The 16,541-nt window shown below is 62.4% G+C and carries 20 protein-coding genes and 1 tRNA gene; 4 read left to right on the top strand and 17 right to left on the bottom strand.

Annotation, left to right across the window (positions count from 1 at the left end; translation table 11 throughout):
* Positions 1-11: 11 nt before the first annotated feature.
* The 16 genes from hypE to AC2S2E_RS11745 form a co-directional block, all read right to left on the bottom strand.
* Entirely contained in the window at positions 12-1,049 is a 1,038-nt protein-coding gene (hypE, locus tag AC2S2E_RS11820) for a hydrogenase expression/formation protein HypE (protein WP_486522466.1), read from the bottom strand.
* The gene (gene hypD / locus AC2S2E_RS11815; RefSeq protein WP_486522465.1) at positions 1,046-2,185 is read right to left on the bottom strand and encodes a hydrogenase formation protein HypD; all 1,140 of its coding nucleotides are present in this window, start codon (positions 2,183-2,185) and stop codon (positions 1,046-1,048) included. Before hypD ends, hypE begins: the two co-directional genes overlap by 4 nt.
* Positions 2,182-2,424: a HypC/HybG/HupF family hydrogenase formation chaperone gene (locus AC2S2E_RS11810; RefSeq protein WP_476104014.1), complete on the bottom strand. Its 243-nt coding sequence runs from the start codon at positions 2,422-2,424 to the stop codon at positions 2,182-2,184. Before AC2S2E_RS11810 ends, hypD begins: the two co-directional genes overlap by 4 nt.
* Before the next feature lie 4 nt (positions 2,425-2,428).
* Complete coding sequence (gene hypB / locus AC2S2E_RS11805; protein ID WP_486524590.1) at positions 2,429-3,322, bottom strand: hydrogenase nickel incorporation protein HypB; 894 nt, start codon at positions 3,320-3,322, stop codon at positions 2,429-2,431.
* Positions 3,322-3,663 (bottom strand): hydrogenase maturation nickel metallochaperone HypA, encoded by a 342-nt coding sequence (gene hypA / locus AC2S2E_RS11800; RefSeq protein ID WP_486522464.1) that lies wholly within the window; start codon positions 3,661-3,663, stop codon positions 3,322-3,324. Before hypA ends, hypB begins: the two co-directional genes overlap by 1 nt.
* A complete protein-coding gene (locus AC2S2E_RS11795) occupies positions 3,663-4,379 on the bottom strand; it encodes a Ni,Fe-hydrogenase I large subunit (RefSeq protein WP_486522463.1) in 717 nt (238 codons plus the stop codon). Before AC2S2E_RS11795 ends, hypA begins: the two co-directional genes overlap by 1 nt.
* Positions 4,376-4,846 (bottom strand): [NiFe]-hydrogenase assembly chaperone HybE, encoded by a 471-nt coding sequence (gene hybE, locus AC2S2E_RS11790; protein ID WP_486522462.1) that lies wholly within the window; start codon positions 4,844-4,846, stop codon positions 4,376-4,378. The genes AC2S2E_RS11795 and hybE overlap by 4 nt, the downstream gene beginning before the upstream one ends.
* Positions 4,843-5,064, bottom strand: a complete 222-nt coding sequence (locus AC2S2E_RS11785) for a rubredoxin (RefSeq protein ID WP_486522461.1) — start codon at positions 5,062-5,064, stop codon at positions 4,843-4,845. Before AC2S2E_RS11785 ends, hybE begins: the two co-directional genes overlap by 4 nt.
* Positions 5,061-5,906: a hydrogenase expression/formation protein gene (locus AC2S2E_RS11780; RefSeq protein ID WP_486522460.1), complete on the bottom strand. Its 846-nt coding sequence runs from the start codon at positions 5,904-5,906 to the stop codon at positions 5,061-5,063. The genes AC2S2E_RS11785 and AC2S2E_RS11780 overlap by 4 nt, the downstream gene beginning before the upstream one ends.
* Entirely contained in the window at positions 5,903-6,364 is a 462-nt protein-coding gene (locus tag AC2S2E_RS11775; protein ID WP_486522459.1) for a thioredoxin domain-containing protein, read from the bottom strand. Before AC2S2E_RS11775 ends, AC2S2E_RS11780 begins: the two co-directional genes overlap by 4 nt.
* A complete protein-coding gene (locus AC2S2E_RS11770) occupies positions 6,361-6,672 on the bottom strand; it encodes a HypC/HybG/HupF family hydrogenase formation chaperone (protein ID WP_486522458.1) in 312 nt (103 codons plus the stop codon). The genes AC2S2E_RS11775 and AC2S2E_RS11770 overlap by 4 nt, the downstream gene beginning before the upstream one ends.
* Positions 6,672-7,376, bottom strand: coding sequence for a HyaD/HybD family hydrogenase maturation endopeptidase (locus AC2S2E_RS11765; protein ID WP_476104033.1), 705 nt, complete (start codon positions 7,374-7,376; stop codon positions 6,672-6,674). The genes AC2S2E_RS11770 and AC2S2E_RS11765 overlap by 1 nt, the downstream gene beginning before the upstream one ends.
* Positions 7,377-7,615: 239 nt before the next feature.
* Positions 7,616-8,335, bottom strand: a complete 720-nt coding sequence (gene cybH / locus AC2S2E_RS11760) for a Ni/Fe-hydrogenase, b-type cytochrome subunit (protein ID WP_476104035.1) — start codon at positions 8,333-8,335, stop codon at positions 7,616-7,618.
* A gap of 12 nt (positions 8,336-8,347) precedes the next feature.
* Positions 8,348-8,914: a HupE/UreJ family protein gene (locus AC2S2E_RS11755; RefSeq protein ID WP_486522457.1), complete on the bottom strand. Its 567-nt coding sequence runs from the start codon at positions 8,912-8,914 to the stop codon at positions 8,348-8,350.
* Between the two features lie 12 nt (positions 8,915-8,926).
* Positions 8,927-10,726 carry a nickel-dependent hydrogenase large subunit gene (locus AC2S2E_RS11750; protein ID WP_476104041.1) on the bottom strand — a complete coding sequence of 600 codons (1,800 nt, stop codon included), beginning with the start codon at positions 10,724-10,726 and terminating at the stop codon, positions 8,927-8,929.
* Positions 10,726-11,835: a hydrogenase small subunit gene (locus tag AC2S2E_RS11745; protein ID WP_486522456.1), complete on the bottom strand. Its 1,110-nt coding sequence runs from the start codon at positions 11,833-11,835 to the stop codon at positions 10,726-10,728. Before AC2S2E_RS11745 ends, AC2S2E_RS11750 begins: the two co-directional genes overlap by 1 nt.
* Before the next feature lie 286 nt (positions 11,836-12,121).
* Between AC2S2E_RS11745 and AC2S2E_RS11740 the strand changes: the two genes are divergently transcribed.
* From AC2S2E_RS11740 to AC2S2E_RS11725, 4 genes are all read left to right on the top strand, one after another.
* Complete coding sequence (locus AC2S2E_RS11740; protein WP_476104047.1) at positions 12,122-12,475, top strand: DUF2946 family protein; 354 nt, start codon at positions 12,122-12,124, stop codon at positions 12,473-12,475.
* A gap of 79 nt (positions 12,476-12,554) precedes the next feature.
* Positions 12,555-14,798 carry a TonB-dependent receptor gene (locus AC2S2E_RS11735; RefSeq protein ID WP_486522455.1) on the top strand — a complete coding sequence of 748 codons (2,244 nt, stop codon included), beginning with the start codon at positions 12,555-12,557 and terminating at the stop codon, positions 14,796-14,798.
* A gap of 58 nt (positions 14,799-14,856) precedes the next feature.
* Positions 14,857-15,813: an asparaginase gene (locus AC2S2E_RS11730; RefSeq protein ID WP_486522454.1), complete on the top strand. Its 957-nt coding sequence runs from the start codon at positions 14,857-14,859 to the stop codon at positions 15,811-15,813.
* Between the two features lie 2 nt (positions 15,814-15,815).
* Positions 15,816-16,346, top strand: a complete 531-nt coding sequence (locus AC2S2E_RS11725; RefSeq protein ID WP_486522453.1) for a GNAT family N-acetyltransferase — start codon at positions 15,816-15,818, stop codon at positions 16,344-16,346.
* 69 nt (positions 16,347-16,415) lie between these two features.
* On the opposite strand, the gene AC2S2E_RS11720 is transcribed toward AC2S2E_RS11725, so the two are convergent.
* Positions 16,416-16,500, bottom strand: a tRNA-Leu gene (locus AC2S2E_RS11720).
* Positions 16,501-16,541 lie beyond the last annotated feature (41 nt).

Genomic DNA, 16,541 nt, shown 5'->3' with positions numbered 1-16,541 from the left:
AAACCAGCCCCCTAGCAGATTCTGGGCAATTGCTCACCCGCCAACCAGTCAACCACGCGCATCCCGCCAATCAGCGTTTCCATGCGCAGCAATCCGGGCGTGCCGGGGGGCATGGATGCGCCCACCGTGCCGATTTGCACGGCATCGCGCCCTTCGGGATGGGCGCGCATGATGGACAGCACCGCCTCGGCCTGATCATCGGGACAGATACAGACCAGCTTGCCCTCATTGGCGATATGGATGGGGTCGAGGCCGAGCAATTCACACGCCCCCGCCACTTCGGGCCGTACAGGGATCGCGGCCTCGCGCAGCGTCATGCCCACCCCCGCCGCCTCGGCCAATTCGTTGAGCGTAGCCGACAAGCCGCCCCGCGTAGGATCACGCAAACAGGCAATCGAAGGCACCGCCGCCAGCATATCGCCCACCATCCGATGCAACGCCGCACTGTCGCTCTCGATTGTCGTGCCAAAGGCCAGACCCTGCCGCTGGCTCAATATCGCCACGCCATGATCGCCCAGCGTGCCCGACAGCAGGATCGCCATGCCCGGTGCGATGCGTTCAGGGGCGATTTCGACGCCTTCGGGGATGATGCCGATGCCGGTTGTGGTGATGAACAGGCCATCGGCGGCCCCGCGCTCGACCACCTTGGTGTCGCCCGTGACGATGGGTACGCCCGCCTTGCGCGCCGCCTCGCCCATGCTGGCCGCGATGCGGTCCAGCGTTTCAAGCGGCAGGCCTTCCTCGATGATAAAGGCAGCAGACAGGGCCACCGGCATCGCGCCCCCCATGGCCACATCATTGATCGTGCCATGCACGGCCAGCGACCCGATATCGCCGCCGGGAAATTCCAGCGGGCTGATGACATGGGCGTCGGTGCTCATCACCATCCGGCCATGCGGCAGGTTGAGGCGGGCCGCGTCATGCCCCTGATCAAGGATGGGATTGGCGAAATGTCGGGCAAAGATTTCGCGGATCAGGCGCGTGGTGGCCATGCCGCCTCCACCATGCGCCATTTCGACGGCGGCTCCGGGGCGCAGGATGCCGCTCATTCCGCCGCCTCCATTTGGGCCCCCATGGCTGCCAAGGTTTCTGCGCGGCGATAGGTGTAATAAGCCGCGCAGGATCCTTCGGAGGACACCATACAGGCCCCCATCGGCGTTTCGGGCGTGCATGCCTTGCCGAACAATTTGCAATCCTTGGGGCTCTTCACCCCGCGCAAGATGGCGGGGCATTCGCAGGATTTGACCTCGCGGCTCTGCTTCTCGCTGATGGTGAAACGCGCCTCGGCGTCGAAATCGGCCAACGTCGGCCGGATCGCGCGGGCGCTGCGGGGCACGCTGCCCAAACCGCGCCATTCAAAGGTTTCGCGCAGGGCAAAGACCTCCTCGATCACGTCCTGCGCCCGCGTGTTGCCCGCATCGGTCACCACGCGCGCATATTGGTTCTCGGCCTCACATCGCCCCTCATTCACCTGCCTGATCAGCATCAGCACCGATTGCAGCACATCCAGAGGCTCAAACCCGGCGATCACCATCGGCCGCCCATATTGCGCCACCAAGGGGCGATAGGCCGATGCGCCGATCACCGTCGAAACATGGCTTGGCCCCAGAAACCCATCCAGCGCAATGCCCGGCGCGGCCAGTACATGCTCCATCGCGGGCGGGGTCAGCACATGGTTGCAGAACACGCTGAAATTGGCCAACCCCTGCGCCCGCGCGGTCAGGATGGCCATGCCGGTGGCGGGGGTGGTGGTTTCAAAGCCGATCCCCATGAACACCACCTGCCGCCCCGGATTGTCCCGTGCCAGCGCCAGAGCGTCGAGCGGCGAATAGACCATGCGTATATCGGCCCCCGCGCCCCGCGCCGTCAGCATGGATCGCCGCCCACTGCCCGGCACGCGCATCATGTCGCCATAGGTGGCCAGGATCACGCCATGCCGCTCGGCCAGTTCGAGCGCATCGTCCAGACGCCGCATCGGCAACACGCAGACCGGACACCCCGGCCCATGCACAAAGCGCACATTGGACGGCACCAGATCCTGAACCCCATAGCGGAAGATCGCATGGGTATGCCCGCCGCAGAACTCCATGAAGGCATAGGAGCGCGCCGGATCAGCCTCGCGCGCAATCGCCGTGGCAAGGCTTTGCGCCAGCGCCGGGTCGCGAAATTCGGAGACATATTTCATTGCCCGCCCCCCAGTTCTTCCTCGATCAGCCCCGCCTCGGCCATCATTTTCAGCGTGGCCTCGGCTTCTTCCGCACTGATTTTGTGCAGCGCATAGCCGACATGAAGCAGCACATAATCGCCCAGCGCCACATCATCGACCAGCGCCACCGAAACGATGCGCGTCACGCCGCCCGCCGACACCGTGGCCATACCATCGGGCAGCAGTTCCACCACCTGCGCTGGGATCGCAAGGCACATGGGATCAACCCTCCGCCAATGGGCGCGAGGCCAGAGCCATCGCCCGCGCCGCCCGCAGCCAGTCGAGCCATTGGCCCATACCCTCGCCGCTGCGCGCCGAAACGCGGATCAGGCGCACGCGCGGATTGACGCGGCGGGCGTTGGCGATGGCCAAATCAATATCGAAATCCAGATGCGGCAAAAGATCGACCTTGTTGACCAGAACCAGATCGGCGCTGGCAAACATATCGGGATATTTGAGCGGTTTGTCCTCACCCTCGGTGACGGAAAGGATCGCCACACGCGCCCCCTCGCCAAGGTCAAAGGCAGCGGGGCACACCAGATTGCCGACGTTCTCGATGAACAACACGCTGCCCTCGGCTGGGGCAAGATGTTCCACCGCATGGCCCACCATATGGCCGTCGAGATGGCATCCCTTGCCGGTGTTGATCTGGATCGCGGGCGCCCCGGTGGCGCGGATACGGTCGGCGTCCGCGCTGGTCTGCTGGTCGCCCTCGATCACGGCCACGGGAAATTCACCCGCGATCTCGGTCAGTGTACGGCACAGCAACGTGGTTTTGCCCGATCCCGGCGAAGACACCAGATTGAGCGCAAGAATGCCCGATGCCGAAAAACGATCCCGATTGGCAGTAGCAAAGATGGCGTTCTTGCCCATGATGTCGGCTTCCAACTGGATCAGGCGCGTCTGGGTCATGCCCGGAACGGAAACGCCAGCCGCGCCTTGGCCATAGTGCAGATCATCGCCATGATGGTGATGATGGCCATGATCGTGGCCATGATCGTGGCCATGATCGTAATCGTCGTGATGATGATGGTGGCCATGATGTTCGTGATCATGGTGATGATGCCCGTGTTCCAGCTTGGCCCCGCCATCGCCGCATCCGCAAACCGTACACATCACAAAACCTCCAATTCGCGAATGGTCATGTCTTGCCCACCCGTAATCTGCAATTGATAGGACCCGCATTGCGGGCAGGCATCATAGCGCGCGGCAATCGCCACATTGGCCGCGCATGGCATGCACCATGCGCTGGCCGCCACATCCTCGATTTCCAGCCGAGCGCCTTCGGCCACGCCGCCGCGCATCACCACGTCAAAGCCAAAACGCAACGCTTCCGGTTCCACGCCAGACAGCGCGCCAATGGCCAGTTTCACCCGCTCCACCCGTGTAAATCCGGCCGAATCGGCCTGTTCTTCAAGGATTTGACGGATGGATTCGCATATCGCCATTTCATGCATCAGGCATCCTCCCCCGTCATGTCCATGCACCATTCCACACAGGGATCGATCGCATGCATAACCCACATTGTCGCGTCCGCATCCCGGCAAGGCGCCAACATGGAGGCGGCGTCCCCGTGCCGAGCGAACCGGCGGGCCGTGGGCGCGTCAATGGTGTAGGCGGCGACCCGCCCATTGTGAAGCGCCACGCGATGGGTCAGCCGTCCCCTTGCGCAATTCAGACTGGCCACCCCTGTGCCGGGTTCAGGGGAAGTCATTTCAGGCGCGACAGGTTCACCATTCAATCGCGCCGCAAAGATGGGGCGCAGGGATACGGGCGCTCGATCCAGTATTCTTGCGGCCAGCCCCGATGCCTCCACACCGCGCCAATCCTCTGCCAGCACCTCTCTTGCCAGCGCAGGTTGCGGCGCCTCGCCGATCAGCGCCGGCCAATCGAGACACAGGCGCAGACCCGTCTCGCGCCGGGCTTCGGCATGAACGCGCGCGATGCGCCGGTCCAATTCGTCGTGCGCGGTGGATTGCCCCATCGCCGCCGCCACAGCCATTTCGCCAACCAGTCCCTGCGCCTCGCGGCAAATCCCGTGAAGGCGGCGCAGGGCCTGCCCCACTTTATCCGCGGGCAGGCCGATCAGCAGGTCCTGCACATTGGGGATCGCGCAATATTCGATCCGGCTGCCTGCCGGGCTCGTGACGATGCGGATGGCGGGTCCGCTCATGCGGCATCCTCACGCGGCAGGCGGAACAGCGCACGTCGGCTGAGCGCGGGTTGAACATCAGGTTCGGGCGGGGCCGGTGCAGTCGTGATCTCGGCCATTGCGGCGTCGGCCGTGGCGATGGCGGCCTCCATCGTTGCAAATTCAAACATGGGGGAAAACAGCGAGACCGACCAATAAAATCCTATGGCCTCTTCATATCCCCGGATCGCTTCGTATGCTCCCGAAGGCAGGGCCAGATTACGCTTTTCCCCCACCCGCGCGGGGGCATCATCATCGGGGGCCACCGCCATCAAATTCATAAACCAAGGCGTCACCAGAACACCCATGCGCCAACCATCGGTTACACAGGCCCCGCGCATCGCCACGCCCAGCGCATCATTCATCACCGGAACGCCCACCATGCGCGTTTGCGCGATGTCGGAAAACACGGCCTCGACCTGCGCGGCCCATGGTTCGTGCTGGTTCATTCCACCACCATAAAGCCTTGTTTGGGCGCATCGCATTGCGGGCATGTCCAATGGTCGGGCAAATCGGCAAAGGGCGTGCCGGGCGCCACCTGCCAATATGTGCAACCGTCGGCGGGGTCATAGATATGCCAGCAGATTTTGCATTCCAGCCGCGTATCGGGGCCGATCTTGGCCGTATCGCCGCCGAACGAGCCGTCGAAGAAGTGCTGTCCCGTCACCGATAGGTGTCCATGATTTCGGCCAGCCGTTCGGCGCTGTCGGCAATGTCTTCGGGCGCGGCCTGCGCCACGGCGGGCAGAGCGCTGATCTCGATCGTGTTGAGGATCAGCGTGTCCTGCGAATTGAAATAGCGCACCCACCAATTATGCCGCGTCCCCGTGCTGCGGATCCGACAATTGCCATAGCCGCGCGACAGGATGATAAGATCGCCCTTGCCCAGCGCTTCTTCAAGGAACAGCAGATCGCCCTCGGTATGGGGCAGCAGCGAGAGGTTGATGACATGCGGATCGGTGCGCGTGGCCGTGCCGGGAATATGGGCGTTGATCTCGGCAATCAGGGCGGGTGCGTTGAACAGGCCGTCAAATGTCCTTTCAGGGATCGTCACCTCGCCCCGCGCCCGGCCAAAGGCGGCGGCGATGAAACCGGCGGGAAAGGCGCCAATGTCCACTCGGTCGCCGCGCCGCTCGCCCGTCCCGCGCACGCGCCACACGCCCGCCAGCACCGATTCCTGGGCTTGGTAACTATCGCCCAGCACGACAGACACTTCGCCCTCGCCCAGCAATTGGTCAACAAAGGCAAGGTCAGCAGGCGCCAAATGGGCCAGATCGACGCTTTCCTCCGGCCCGCCCGCCGCAACACGGTTTAACGCGGCCAGGATCGCTTCACCCGCCGCAACGCCGGCGGCATGATCGGCGGCATCGGCCGGGATGCTGGCCATCGAGAACACCCGCATTTCCTCGGGCATGATCATGTAATCCAGCTTGGCATCATCCGGGCCGTCAGGCTGGCTGCCGGGGCCGACCAGAGCGCTGAGCAAGGTTTCGATTTCCGGGTTCATCATGCGTCTCCGTTGGGCGTGGCGCAGCCAGAAGGCATGCGGAAGGGCGGCGGATCGGACGGCTCGCGCCCCAGCATGTCGGGCAGTTCGTTCATGTAATCGGACCAGTCGCGAATACCCTCCATCGCGCCCAGATATTGCCCTTCGCGAAGGAAGATCAGCGCGGGGAAAGCGGCAAAACGAAAACGGCGCTGCATCGCGCGCTCGGCATCGCGCGCGGCGACCAACACGCCGACATGCCCGCCCAGCGCCTTGTCCAGTTCCGGCACCACCACGGCCAGATCATCGCATTCGGCCAGCCGCCACCAGTCGCCCGCCACCAGCAGCATTGCGAGCGGATGGGACGCGGCAATGGCGTCAAAATCCTCCTCGCCCACCACGGCGTAACCGTGGCGCGCGATGATAGAGGCAAGCAGCGGCGAATGAGCCGAGCGGTCGAGTTCGGGGGAAAGGTCGCTCATGGGCGGTTCTCCGGCATAAGGTGATCTGGCAATTTCGGCTCGCGGGTGATCAGATCGGCAAAGGCGGCGTCCAGATCGACAGGTTCGCCGCGCAGCAAAGCGGCCAGCGCATCGGTGGCGGCCAGGGTTTGAAGGGCGGTCTCCTCGTCCATCTTTTCACGCGCCGCGCCAAGGAAGGTCATCAGCCATTCGCCGGGCACGCAATCCCCCACCAGCGACGTATCGATGGAATGCAGCGCCCCGTCATGATGGCACAGCGCAAAGCCCGCGCCATTTTCCACCACGCGCATGGGCAGGCCAACGCACATTACAGCGCAACCTTCAGATTGGACCCGCCAAGGATCGACTGGATCTCGGCCTCATGGTCCTGTGGCCCCGCAGGTCCGGCCCAGCCATCGGCCAGCACGCGCGCGTCGCCATGGCGGGGGGCCTGATCGGCATCCGGGCGGGCGGCCTCATAATGCTCCATCAGCATTTCGAGGCTGCCGATGCCCTGTTCGGGCGAAAGCGGCACCGGGCGGCGCGTGGCATGAACCCCGCGCGAGGCAAGCCATTTGAGCGCCACCTCAATGGCAGGCTCCATCTGCGCCTTGACACTTTCGCGAAGAGAGCCGCCGAAATCCTCCAGTTCTTCAGGCTGAACCCCCACCAGCAGGATTTCGGAAGGTGGCTCCCCCATCATCTCGGCCATGGCCAGCACTTCCTGAAAGCCGGTCTGATGCAGCGAGATCTTTTTCGCGCCAAGGAAGCTGGGCACTTCCTCGCCCTCGACAACTTTCATCGTAGCGGGGGGCAGGCCGTAATCCACCGCATCGAACACCACCAACAGATCGGCCTCGCGGATGTCCTGCACCAGATAAATGCCCTGCGTTCCGCCATCCATCAGCCGCACATGGTCAGGGAATGACCAGTGGCGATGGAGATGCTCGACCGTGCGCACGCCAAAGCCTTCATCGGCCCACAACAGATTGCCGATGCCCAGAATAAGTGTGTTGAGCTTTTGCTCGTTCATGGATTGCTCCCCACCATTTCCTGCAATGGTTTCGCTTTGGAAAGAAGGATAGCAAGCGCTGTGCCAGTTCCTGCCAAAGCGTGAAGATACGGGCCAAATGGGTTAGGGATGGCGCCGGAGCAAAAGGGTTAATTGCAAGATTACTTTCCACTATGGAAAGCTGATGTGGAAACAAATCTTCCATAAAAAAAGGGGAGCGGTTTCCCACTCCCCTTTCCCATCGCACGCGGCAAAACCGATCAGGTGTCGCGATCAATCGGCTTGGCATCGCGGAAATTGCGCCAGCCCGAAATCATCGAGGAAATGATCGACTGACGCGACATGATATCCTCGCGCACGGCGGCATAGATGTGGACGATCACAAAGATCACCATCGCCCACATCGCCAGATGGTGCCAGGTGTGCACCGTCTGCGAATTGCCGCCAAACAGCCACAGGACCGGGCCGGTAAAGACCGTGTGAATCCATCCCGGCCCCTCGCCCTCGCCATAAAGGGCAAAGCCGGTGACGATCATGAACAGGCCGACCCAGACGAACAGGATATGCATCGAAACCATCGCCAGCGGATTGTGGCCGATGTACTTGCGCGGATGCTCCTCGATCATCGCATACCAGCGCATTTCGTGCAGCACGCCTTTCCAGAAACCGATATGCCAGAAAGGCGGGCGGAAGATCTCGCGCGCGTGGTGGTTGCCGACAAAGCTCCAGTAGAAACGCAGGACAAAGCCCACCGCCATGATTTGCCCCGCGCTGAAATGCAGAAAGCGGACCCAGCCGAAGAAATAGTGGCTTGATGGCTCGCCCATCAGCGTGAAGGGCGGCGATCCGATCAGATAGCCGGTGACAAACAGCACCGTGACGGCAAGCGCATTGATCCAGTGCCAGATGCGCACCGGCGCTTCATAGACATAGACGGCCGGTTCGCTCGATAGCGGCTCTTCGATGGGAGTGCTGGCCATGGCGCACCTCCTTTATGCGGCTAGCAGCGCAAAGCCGGTGGCGCCAAGCGCGAGGCCCGCCGCCAGCCGACCTTGCGACTGTGAGAAGATCATCCGTCCGATGCGATAGCCCGCGCCATGCAGCAACGCCGAGGAGAGCAGGAAGCCGCCGAAATAGGCCGCCAGATTGCCGCTGGCCTCGGCGCCATGGGCCAGACCATGCACCGCGCCCGCCGCCACGATCAGCCCCAGCCCAAGGCCGGACGACAAACGCGTGGCCAGCACCAACAGCGCGCCCAGCACCAGCACCGAACCGGCCACCATCGGTTCAACCATAGGCAGCGCGCCCGTCATCAACCCAACCACCGCGCCCGCCGCCAACGCGCCCATAAAGGCCACCGGCGCAATGATCGCCGAACGCGCAGGCCGCGTTGCCGCCCACAGGCCCACCGCCACCATCGCGGCCAGATGGTCCACGCCCGAAAACGGATGCGCCAACCCCGCCATCATCGAACCATCATGGCCCGGATGCGCCATCGCAGGCATAGCGGTCGCCGCAAGGACAGAGGCGGCCAGAACAGTTTTACCAATCGCTTTCATCAAACCTCTCCCTTACCGTACCTTGACCTGCGCCATTTCCTGACCGTCCGGCCCCATCACATGGGTCGAACAGGCAAGGCAGGGGTCGAAACTGTGCAGCGTGCGCAGGATTTCCACCGGTTCCTCGGCGCGCTCGACTTTGGTGTTCATCAGGCTGGCCTCAAAGGCGCCAATGTTGCCCTGATTGTCGCGCGGGCTGCCGTTCCAAGTGGTGGGCACGACGCATTGGTAATTGTCGATCTTGCCATCCTTGATGCGGATCCAGTGGCCCAACGCCCCGCGCGGCGCCTCGGTAAAGCCCACGCCCTTGACCTCGGAGGGCCATGTCTTGGGGTCGAATTTGGCGGTGTTGGCGGTGGATGTGTCGCCCGCCTTGATATTGGCGATCAGCTTGTCGAGGAAATACTTCTGCTTGCGCGCGGCCCACTGCGCCTCCAGCCCGCGCGCGGCGGTGCGGCCCAGCGTCGAGAAGAGCGCATCCATCGGCACGTCCAGCGTTTTCAAGGCCCAATCAACCTGCTCCTTGATCTCCTTGTTGCCTTGCATATAGCCGATGACATAGCGGGCCAGCGGCCCCACCTCCATCGCATGGCCGCGCCACCGCGGGGCCTTGATCCAGCTGTATTTGGCGCTTTCGTCGATTTCCTCGATGCGGGTGCTGGTGCCCTTGGCGCCCTTGCCCAGCTCGTAATGCGGTTCGGTCACGCCGTCCCACGGGTGCAGGCCCTTGCTCTCGTCCTCATATTTGTACCAACTGTGCGGCACAAATTCCTGCACTTGCGTCAGGTCGGCCAGATCGACCGGGTGGACCTCATTCAGCTTGCCATTGATGATCGCCCCGCGCGGCATCAACAGGTTGGCGGGGCTGTAATCATTGGCCTTGTCGGGAATGTCGCCATAGGCCAGCAGCGATTTGTTCGACAGGCCCCCGCCATAGAGCCAGCCCTTGTAATAAGAGGCAATCGCCATCAGGTCGGGAATATAGACATTCTCGACAAATTCGATGCAGCGCTGGGTGATGTCGATGACATAGTTCAGGCTGGCCATATTGATCGGCGCGCCCGCCGCCATATCGCCGTCGATGTTGATCGCGCAGGGCACGCCGCCCACCAGCCAGTTGGGGTGAATATCCTTGCCACCAAAGATCGTGCGCACACGCATGATTTCCTTCTGGAAATCCAGCGCTTCCAGATAATGCGTCACCGCCATCAGGTCCGCTTCGGGCGGCAATTTATAGGCCGGGTTGGTCCAGTAGCCATTCTTGAACGGCCCCAATTGCCCGCTCTCGACAAATTTGCGCAGGCGCGTCTGCACATCGCGGAAATAGCCGGGCGAAGAATTGGGATGGCTGGGCGAGACTTTCTGCTGCAACTCGCTGGTGGCCTTGGGGTCGGCTTTCAGAGCATTGACCGGGTTGACCCAATCCAGCGCGTGCAGGTGATAAAAATGCACCAGATGGTCATGCACCTGCAGCGACAATTGCATGATGTTGCGGATCGAATTGGCGTTTTCGGGAATGTCGATCCCCAACGCATTTTCCACCGCGCGCACGCTGGTCAGCGCATGGGTGCCGGTGCAGACGCCGCAGATACGCTGGACAAAGGCCCATGCATCGCGCGGGTCGCGGCCTTTCAGAATCACTTCCAATCCGCGCCACATCGTGCCGGTGGAAACGGCGTTGCGGATCACATTGTTGGCGTCAAGGTTGACCTCGCAGCGCATGTGCCCTTCGATGCGGGTAACGGGATCGACGACAACGCGCTTGCCGCTGCTGTCGAGGTTAAAGCCATTGGGCGTGGCAATCGTGGCCATCAGTCCTGTCCCTCAAATTCATTGGATTTGGTGTCTTCGCCCGCCTTCTGGCGCGCGCGTTTCACCGCGCTGGCGGCGGCATGGGCGGCCGCGGCAATGCCCACCACGCCGGCCGCCGTCCCGCCGATCTGGTCGGCATTGGCCTCGATGCCGAACCCCTTGATGTCGGTCAGGCGTTCATAGAAGCTGCCCTTGTCCCAGAAGCCATCTTCCGAACAGCCGATGCAGGGATGCCCCGCCTGAATGGGGAAGGAAAGCCCGCCGTTCCAGCGCACCGTCGAACAGGCGTTATAGGTCGTCGGCCCCTTGCAGCCGACTTTATACAGGCAATAGCCCTTGCGCGCCCCCTCATCGTCGAATTTCTCGACAAATTGCCCGGCGTCGAAATGCGGGCGGCGATAGCATTTGTCATGAATGCGCTGCGAATAGAACATCTTGGGGCGGCCCTGAAGGTCCAGCTCCGGGAAACGCTCAAAGGTCAGGATATAGGCGATCACCGCCGTCATCACCTCGGCAATCGGCGGACAGCCGGGCACCTTGATGATGGGCTTTGCGGGCAGACCGGGCACCTTATGCACCGGGGTCGCCTGGGTGGGATTGGGCCGCGCGGCCTGAACGCAGCCCCAGCTTGCACATGATCCCCAGCTGATGATCGCCTTGCAATGGTCGGCGGCTTCTTTCAACTGTTCAAGGAACGGACGCCCGCCGATAATACAGCTCATCCCCTCCTGATTGAGCGGCGGATTGCCCTCGACCGCAAGGATGAAATTGCCGTCGTACTTCTTGATGGTTTCCTGAATGATCGCCTCGGCCTGATGACCGGCGGCGGCCATGATCGTGTCGTCATAATCCAGACTGATCATCGAAAGGATGACGTCCTTGGCCAGCGGATGGCCCGAACGGATAAAGCTTTCCGAACAGCAGGTGCATTCCAGCCCATGCAGCCACAGCACCGGAATGCGCGGCTTGGTTTCCATCGCGTCCTGGATCTGAGCGGCGGCGGCGGGCGGCAGACCCAATGCGGCGGCGGTCAGGCTGCAAAACTTGGTAAAGCTGCGCCTTGTGATACCCTGACGGCGCATCACGTCATAAAATGTCTCGGTGGCCATATATGTTCTTCCCCGGACGAAACCCCTTGAACGGGGCTTTGCGTGTTAAGATTTCGGCGGGGGTTGTTAAGCAAGGCCTGTGCCAGATACGGATATTGGCGGGAAAGGTGGATTTTCCCGCCAACGCGAACCAAGCCGGATGGCAAGTTGCCTTCCATTATCGGGTGCGCGCTTTCCACCTGCGCTGGGTCAAATTGTCCTCATATGCCGGGATGACGTTGAATGCGCACCGGGCTATGCAGCCGATGTGTATTCGATCCGCCGCCTTGTCTTAAACCATCGCTGGATGGCCGCCGCGCTTTTGGCGCTGGCCATGCTGGTGCGTGCGTGGGTGCCCGCGGGATATATGCCGGGCCACGGGGCACGGGTTTTGACCATGGAAATCTGCGCCGATTCGCTGGGACAGCGTATCACGCGCAGCATCACCCTGCCCGGTCGAGACAACGGCACGGCGGGGGTCAAGAACCATTGCGACTATGCCGTGATGGCCGATGCGATGCTGGGCGGGGCAGATCCGCTGCTGCTCGGCGCGGCGCTTGCCTTTATACTGGCGCTTGGGTTTCTGCCTCGGCCTGTTCTGCGTGTTGCACGGGTCCGGGCGATCCGCCCTCCCTTGCGCGGACCTCCTGCCCTCCCCTGAACCGGCCATTGCGCCGGACTGACGCCTTGGCGCGGCCTTGGGCTGCGCCGCTTTGCGCCTGCCTGTTCCGGGGGTTTTCATGTCTTATGCTTTCTGCGCGGCCACATCTCTGGCCGTGCTTTCCGCCATCCTTGCCACGCCCGCCCATGCCGGGGACGAGGATGAAAGTCGCACCATCATCGTCAAAGGCGAAAAGCCCGATGACATCGCCCGTGCGGCGGCGTCATCGGCCATCGTCGATGCATCAACCATCGCCACGAAAATCAATGCCGTCAGCGTCGAGGACACGCTCAAATACCTGCCCAGCCTGATTATCCGCAAACGCCATATCGGCGACAATTACGCACCCATCGCCACACGGACCAGCGGGTTGGGCTCCTCGGCGCGCAGCCTGATTTATGCCGACGGCGCGCTGCTTTCCGCGCTGATCGCCAATAACAATGGCAATGGGTCGCCGCGCTGGACTTTGGTCACGCCTTCGGAAATTGAACGGGTGGACGTGATCTACGGCCCGTTTTCCGCCGCCTATGCGGGCAATTCGATCGGCACCGTGGTCAATATCACCACACGCATGCCCAAAGGTTTGGAGGCACGGCTTTCGGCCCAAACCAATCTCCAGACCTATTCCTATTACGGCACCAACAGCACATTGCCCACGACCCAGTTTTCCGGATCACTGGGCAATCGTTTCGGCGCCTTCAGCCTGCTGATCAGCGCCACCCGCACCACCGCCAACAGCCAGCCTGTGAGCTTTGCGACCACCACCAACGGAACGGCGGGTTACGCCGACGTCAATCGCACCGGGGCGCCCATTCGCGTTCTGGGCGCGGGCGGGATCGAGCATCATATTCAGGACACCTATAAGGCCAAATTCGCCTTAGACCTGACGCCACATGTTCAGGCCCGCTATGTGCTGGGCATCTGGCGCGATGATACGCAAGGGCGCGTGCAATCCTATACGTCATCCTATGCCACCGCGACCAGCGGGGCGACCACCGGTTTCAACTCGGCGGTCTATTCCCGCGACGCGCTGCATCTCAGCCACGCGCTCAGCCTGACGGGGCGGGATTGGGGGGTGATCGGCACGCTTTATCGCTATGAAAGGGATAATCAGACCAACCCTTCACCCGACGCCACCACCGGCACATCGGCCGCCACAGGCTTTGTTTCGACGCGCAATGATTTGCCCAACGCTTACGCTGGCGGAGTGGGCACAATTGCGCGGCAAAAGGGCACCGGATGGGCGACGCTGGACGCAAAGGGCGCATTCGACATGGGCACGGCCCAGCGCATCAGCATGGGAGGCCATTTTGACCGCACCACGTTGAACAGCCAAACCTATACGATTGCCAATTGGCTCGATACATCTTCACCCCTTGGCCAATTGCGGTCGGCCAGCAAGGGGAACACGCGGACATTCGCCCTGTGGGCGCAGGATGAAGTACGCCTTGCCAAGGGCGTGAAATTGACCCTTGGCGGGCGGCAGGAATGGTGGCACGCCTATGGCGGGGCCAACACAAGTCTGACCGCCACCATCAACGCCAATTTGGCTCAACCCGAACGCAGCTTTTCCGGGCTCAGCCCCAAGGCCGCGCTGGAATATGCGCTGGCCCCGCGATGGACGGCGCGCATTTCGGCGGGACAGGCGTTTCGCATGCCCACCGTTGGCGAACTCTATCAAACCGTCACCACGGGAACCTTGCTTGCCAATCCCAACCCCGGCCTGTTGCCGGAACGGGCGCGCAGCCTCGAACTGGCGCTGGAACACAGGGCCGCGCGCGGATCCATGCGGATCGCCCTGTTCAACGAAGTGGTCGATAATGCGCTGATTTCACAATTGAACGCGGCGACCAACACGACCTATGTTCAAAACGTCGACCGCACGCGCGCACGCGGCGTGGAAATCGCGTTTGAGCGCCGCGACCTGCCCGGCCATTTCGATGTACAGGCCAACATGACCCACGCCGCCGCCATCACCAGCAAGAACTCGATCCTGCCCTCGGCGACGGGCAAATTGCTGCCTTCTGTTCCCCGATGGAAGGCCAGCGCAGTGCTGACATGGCGTCCCAGCCCCCGTTTCAGCCTGACCACAGCGGCGCGTTATTCAAGCCGCAATTACGGGACACTGGATAACAGCGACATCATCGGCAACACCTATCAGGGTTTCGACAAATATTTCGTCGTCGATATCCGCGCCCTGTTCCACGTCAACGATCATTTCGAGGCCAGCCTTGGCGTTGATAATCTCAACAATGACAAATACTTCCTGTTCCACCCCTTTCCCCAACGCAGCTTTTCGGCGGGCGTGAACTGGCGACTGTAACGCCTTCGCAGTTTGCCCCCTTGTTCCCCCGGCGCGGCGCGGCCATAGGCTTTTGCCCATGAGCATCATTCTGATCGACGCCGGGGGAACGATTTCCTCCTTGCCCGATGCGGGCGGAAAGCTGGCCGGGGGCGCATCCGGCCTTGGGGGCACATTGGCGGGACCACAGGTTCGCCAGATCTATGCCGGGCTGTCCGAGGACATGACATTGGCCGATATGGCGCGGGTGCGTGACGCGGTGCTGGCGGCTCTGGATGAAGCGGATGTCACCGGCATCATCGTCGCCCATGGCACCGACGCGATGGAGGAAACCGCCTTCCTTATCGACCTTTCCCTGCCCAGGGTTTCAAAGCCCGTCATCGTCACCGGCGCCATGTTGCCGATGACCGATCCCGACAGCGATGGCCCCGGCAATCTGGCCGCAGCGCTGCGCGCCGCCGCAACGCCGGAATTGGCACAGCATGGTGCTTTGGTCGCCTTTGCCCGGCATCTGATCCCGGCGGCGCTGGTCTATAAATTTGCCACTTCCGCACTCGATGGCTTTGGCTGGCGGGGCGGCATGGCGGGCATGGCCAGTGGCGATGCGATCACGGCCCCCGCCCCCTTGCCGCGCCACGAACCATTGGCGGCGGTGGTGCCCGAATCGGCCTGTCCGATCATTGCTCTGTCGGGCGGTGACGATGGCGCGATGATTCGCGCCGCCATCGCCTCTGGCGTCAAAGGCATCGTGCTGATGGCGCTGGGCCGCGGCAATGGTTCGGTCGGCGCGGCAAAGGCCGTCGAACAGGCCGTCGCAGCGGGCATCCCGGTCGTGGTTGCATCACGCTGTCCCACCGGCTCCACCGCCGCCGATTATGCCAGCGGTCAGCGTCTGGCCGATGCGGGCGCGATCTTTGCGGGCGGATTGGGCGCGACTCAGGCGCGCATCCTGCTCGCCACCCTGCTGGCATCGGGCGCCAAGGATGTGGCGCAGCACTTCGCCGCACGCGGCGCTCTTTATACGGAAACACATTGATCATGCTGACTCACCGAATCGCCACGATGGACGATCTGGAAAATCTGCGCGCGTTGATGGTGCTGGCCATCGACAATCTTCAGGAAGGCTTTCTCAGCCCCGCCCAAATTCAGGCGAGCCGCCATGTGATGGGGCTGGATACCCAGCTCATCAAGGACGGGACGTATTACCTTGTCGAATCGGATGGCGAACTGGCCGGTTGCGGTGGTTGGTCCTATCGCGCCACGCTTTATGGCGGCGATGCCAGCGTTGTGGCCCGCGAACCCGAAGTGCTGGACCCGGCCAAGGATGCCGCCCGCATTCGCGCCATGTACACCCACCCCGGCTTTGCCCGGCGCGGCATTGGCCGCCGCGTGATGCAGGTTTGCGAAGACGCCGCCCGCGCCGCAGGCTTTGCGCGTACCGAAATGATGGCGACGATGGCGGGTGTGCCGCTCTATCGCTCGGTCGGCTATAGCCCGATCGAGGAAGTCCTGTCAGCGCCGATCGACGGGGTTCAGGTGCCTTTGCTGCGCATGGGCAAAGTGTTGTAACCAACCCGAATCGCGCAAAACGAAAAAGGGCCAGCGAAACCGCCGGCCCTTTTTTTCGATCTTTGGAAATGGTGCCCCTGGCCCGACTCGAACGGGCACATCTCTCGATATCCGATTTTGAGTCGGACGCGTCTACCAATTCCACCACAGGGGCGTTCCAGATCCAATCTGGAAAGGATCGCTTGCGCGTCCTTG

The sequence above is a fragment of the Novosphingobium sp. 550D genome (assembly GCF_057401885.1).
This window is presented reverse-complemented; position numbering and strand designations above follow the sequence as displayed.

Excerpts from the sequence above, each read along its gene's own strand:
- hypB (WP_486524590.1), bottom strand. The coding sequence starts at position 3,322 with ATGTGTACGGTTTGCGGATGCGGCGATGGCGGGGCCAAGCTGGAACAC.
- AC2S2E_RS11745 (WP_486522456.1), bottom strand. The coding sequence starts at position 11,835 with ATGGCCACCGAGACATTTTATGACGTGATGCGCCGTCAGGGTATCACA.
- AC2S2E_RS11765 (WP_476104033.1), bottom strand. The coding sequence starts at position 7,376 with ATGAACGAGCAAAAGCTCAACACACTTATTCTGGGCATCGGCAATCTG.
- AC2S2E_RS11780 (WP_486522460.1), bottom strand. The coding sequence starts at position 5,906 with ATGATGAACCCGGAAATCGAAACCTTGCTCAGCGCTCTGGTCGGCCCC.
- hypE (WP_486522466.1), bottom strand. The coding sequence starts at position 1,049 with ATGAGCGGCATCCTGCGCCCCGGAGCCGCCGTCGAAATGGCGCATGGT.
- cybH (WP_476104035.1), bottom strand. The coding sequence starts at position 8,335 with ATGGCCAGCACTCCCATCGAAGAGCCGCTATCGAGCGAACCGGCCGTC.
- AC2S2E_RS11730 (WP_486522454.1), top strand. The coding sequence starts at position 14,857 with ATGAGCATCATTCTGATCGACGCCGGGGGAACGATTTCCTCCTTGCCC.
- AC2S2E_RS11810 (WP_476104014.1), bottom strand. The coding sequence starts at position 2,424 with ATGTGCCTTGCGATCCCAGCGCAGGTGGTGGAACTGCTGCCCGATGGT.
- hypD (WP_486522465.1), bottom strand. The coding sequence starts at position 2,185 with ATGAAATATGTCTCCGAATTTCGCGACCCGGCGCTGGCGCAAAGCCTT.
- AC2S2E_RS11740 (WP_476104047.1), top strand. The coding sequence starts at position 12,122 with ATGGCCGCCGCGCTTTTGGCGCTGGCCATGCTGGTGCGTGCGTGGGTG.
- AC2S2E_RS11735 (WP_486522455.1), top strand. The coding sequence starts at position 12,555 with ATGTCTTATGCTTTCTGCGCGGCCACATCTCTGGCCGTGCTTTCCGCC.
- hypA (WP_486522464.1), bottom strand. The coding sequence starts at position 3,663 with ATGCATGAAATGGCGATATGCGAATCCATCCGTCAAATCCTTGAAGAA.
- AC2S2E_RS11750 (WP_476104041.1), bottom strand. The coding sequence starts at position 10,726 with ATGGCCACGATTGCCACGCCCAATGGCTTTAACCTCGACAGCAGCGGC.
- AC2S2E_RS11755 (WP_486522457.1), bottom strand. The coding sequence starts at position 8,914 with ATGAAAGCGATTGGTAAAACTGTTCTGGCCGCCTCTGTCCTTGCGGCG.
- AC2S2E_RS11775 (WP_486522459.1), bottom strand. The coding sequence starts at position 6,364 with ATGAGCGACCTTTCCCCCGAACTCGACCGCTCGGCTCATTCGCCGCTG.
- hybE (WP_486522462.1), bottom strand. The coding sequence starts at position 4,846 with ATGAACCAGCACGAACCATGGGCCGCGCAGGTCGAGGCCGTGTTTTCC.
- AC2S2E_RS11770 (WP_486522458.1), bottom strand. The coding sequence starts at position 6,672 with ATGTGCGTTGGCCTGCCCATGCGCGTGGTGGAAAATGGCGCGGGCTTT.
- AC2S2E_RS11725 (WP_486522453.1), top strand. The coding sequence starts at position 15,816 with ATGCTGACTCACCGAATCGCCACGATGGACGATCTGGAAAATCTGCGC.
- AC2S2E_RS11795 (WP_486522463.1), bottom strand. The coding sequence starts at position 4,379 with ATGAGCGGACCCGCCATCCGCATCGTCACGAGCCCGGCAGGCAGCCGG.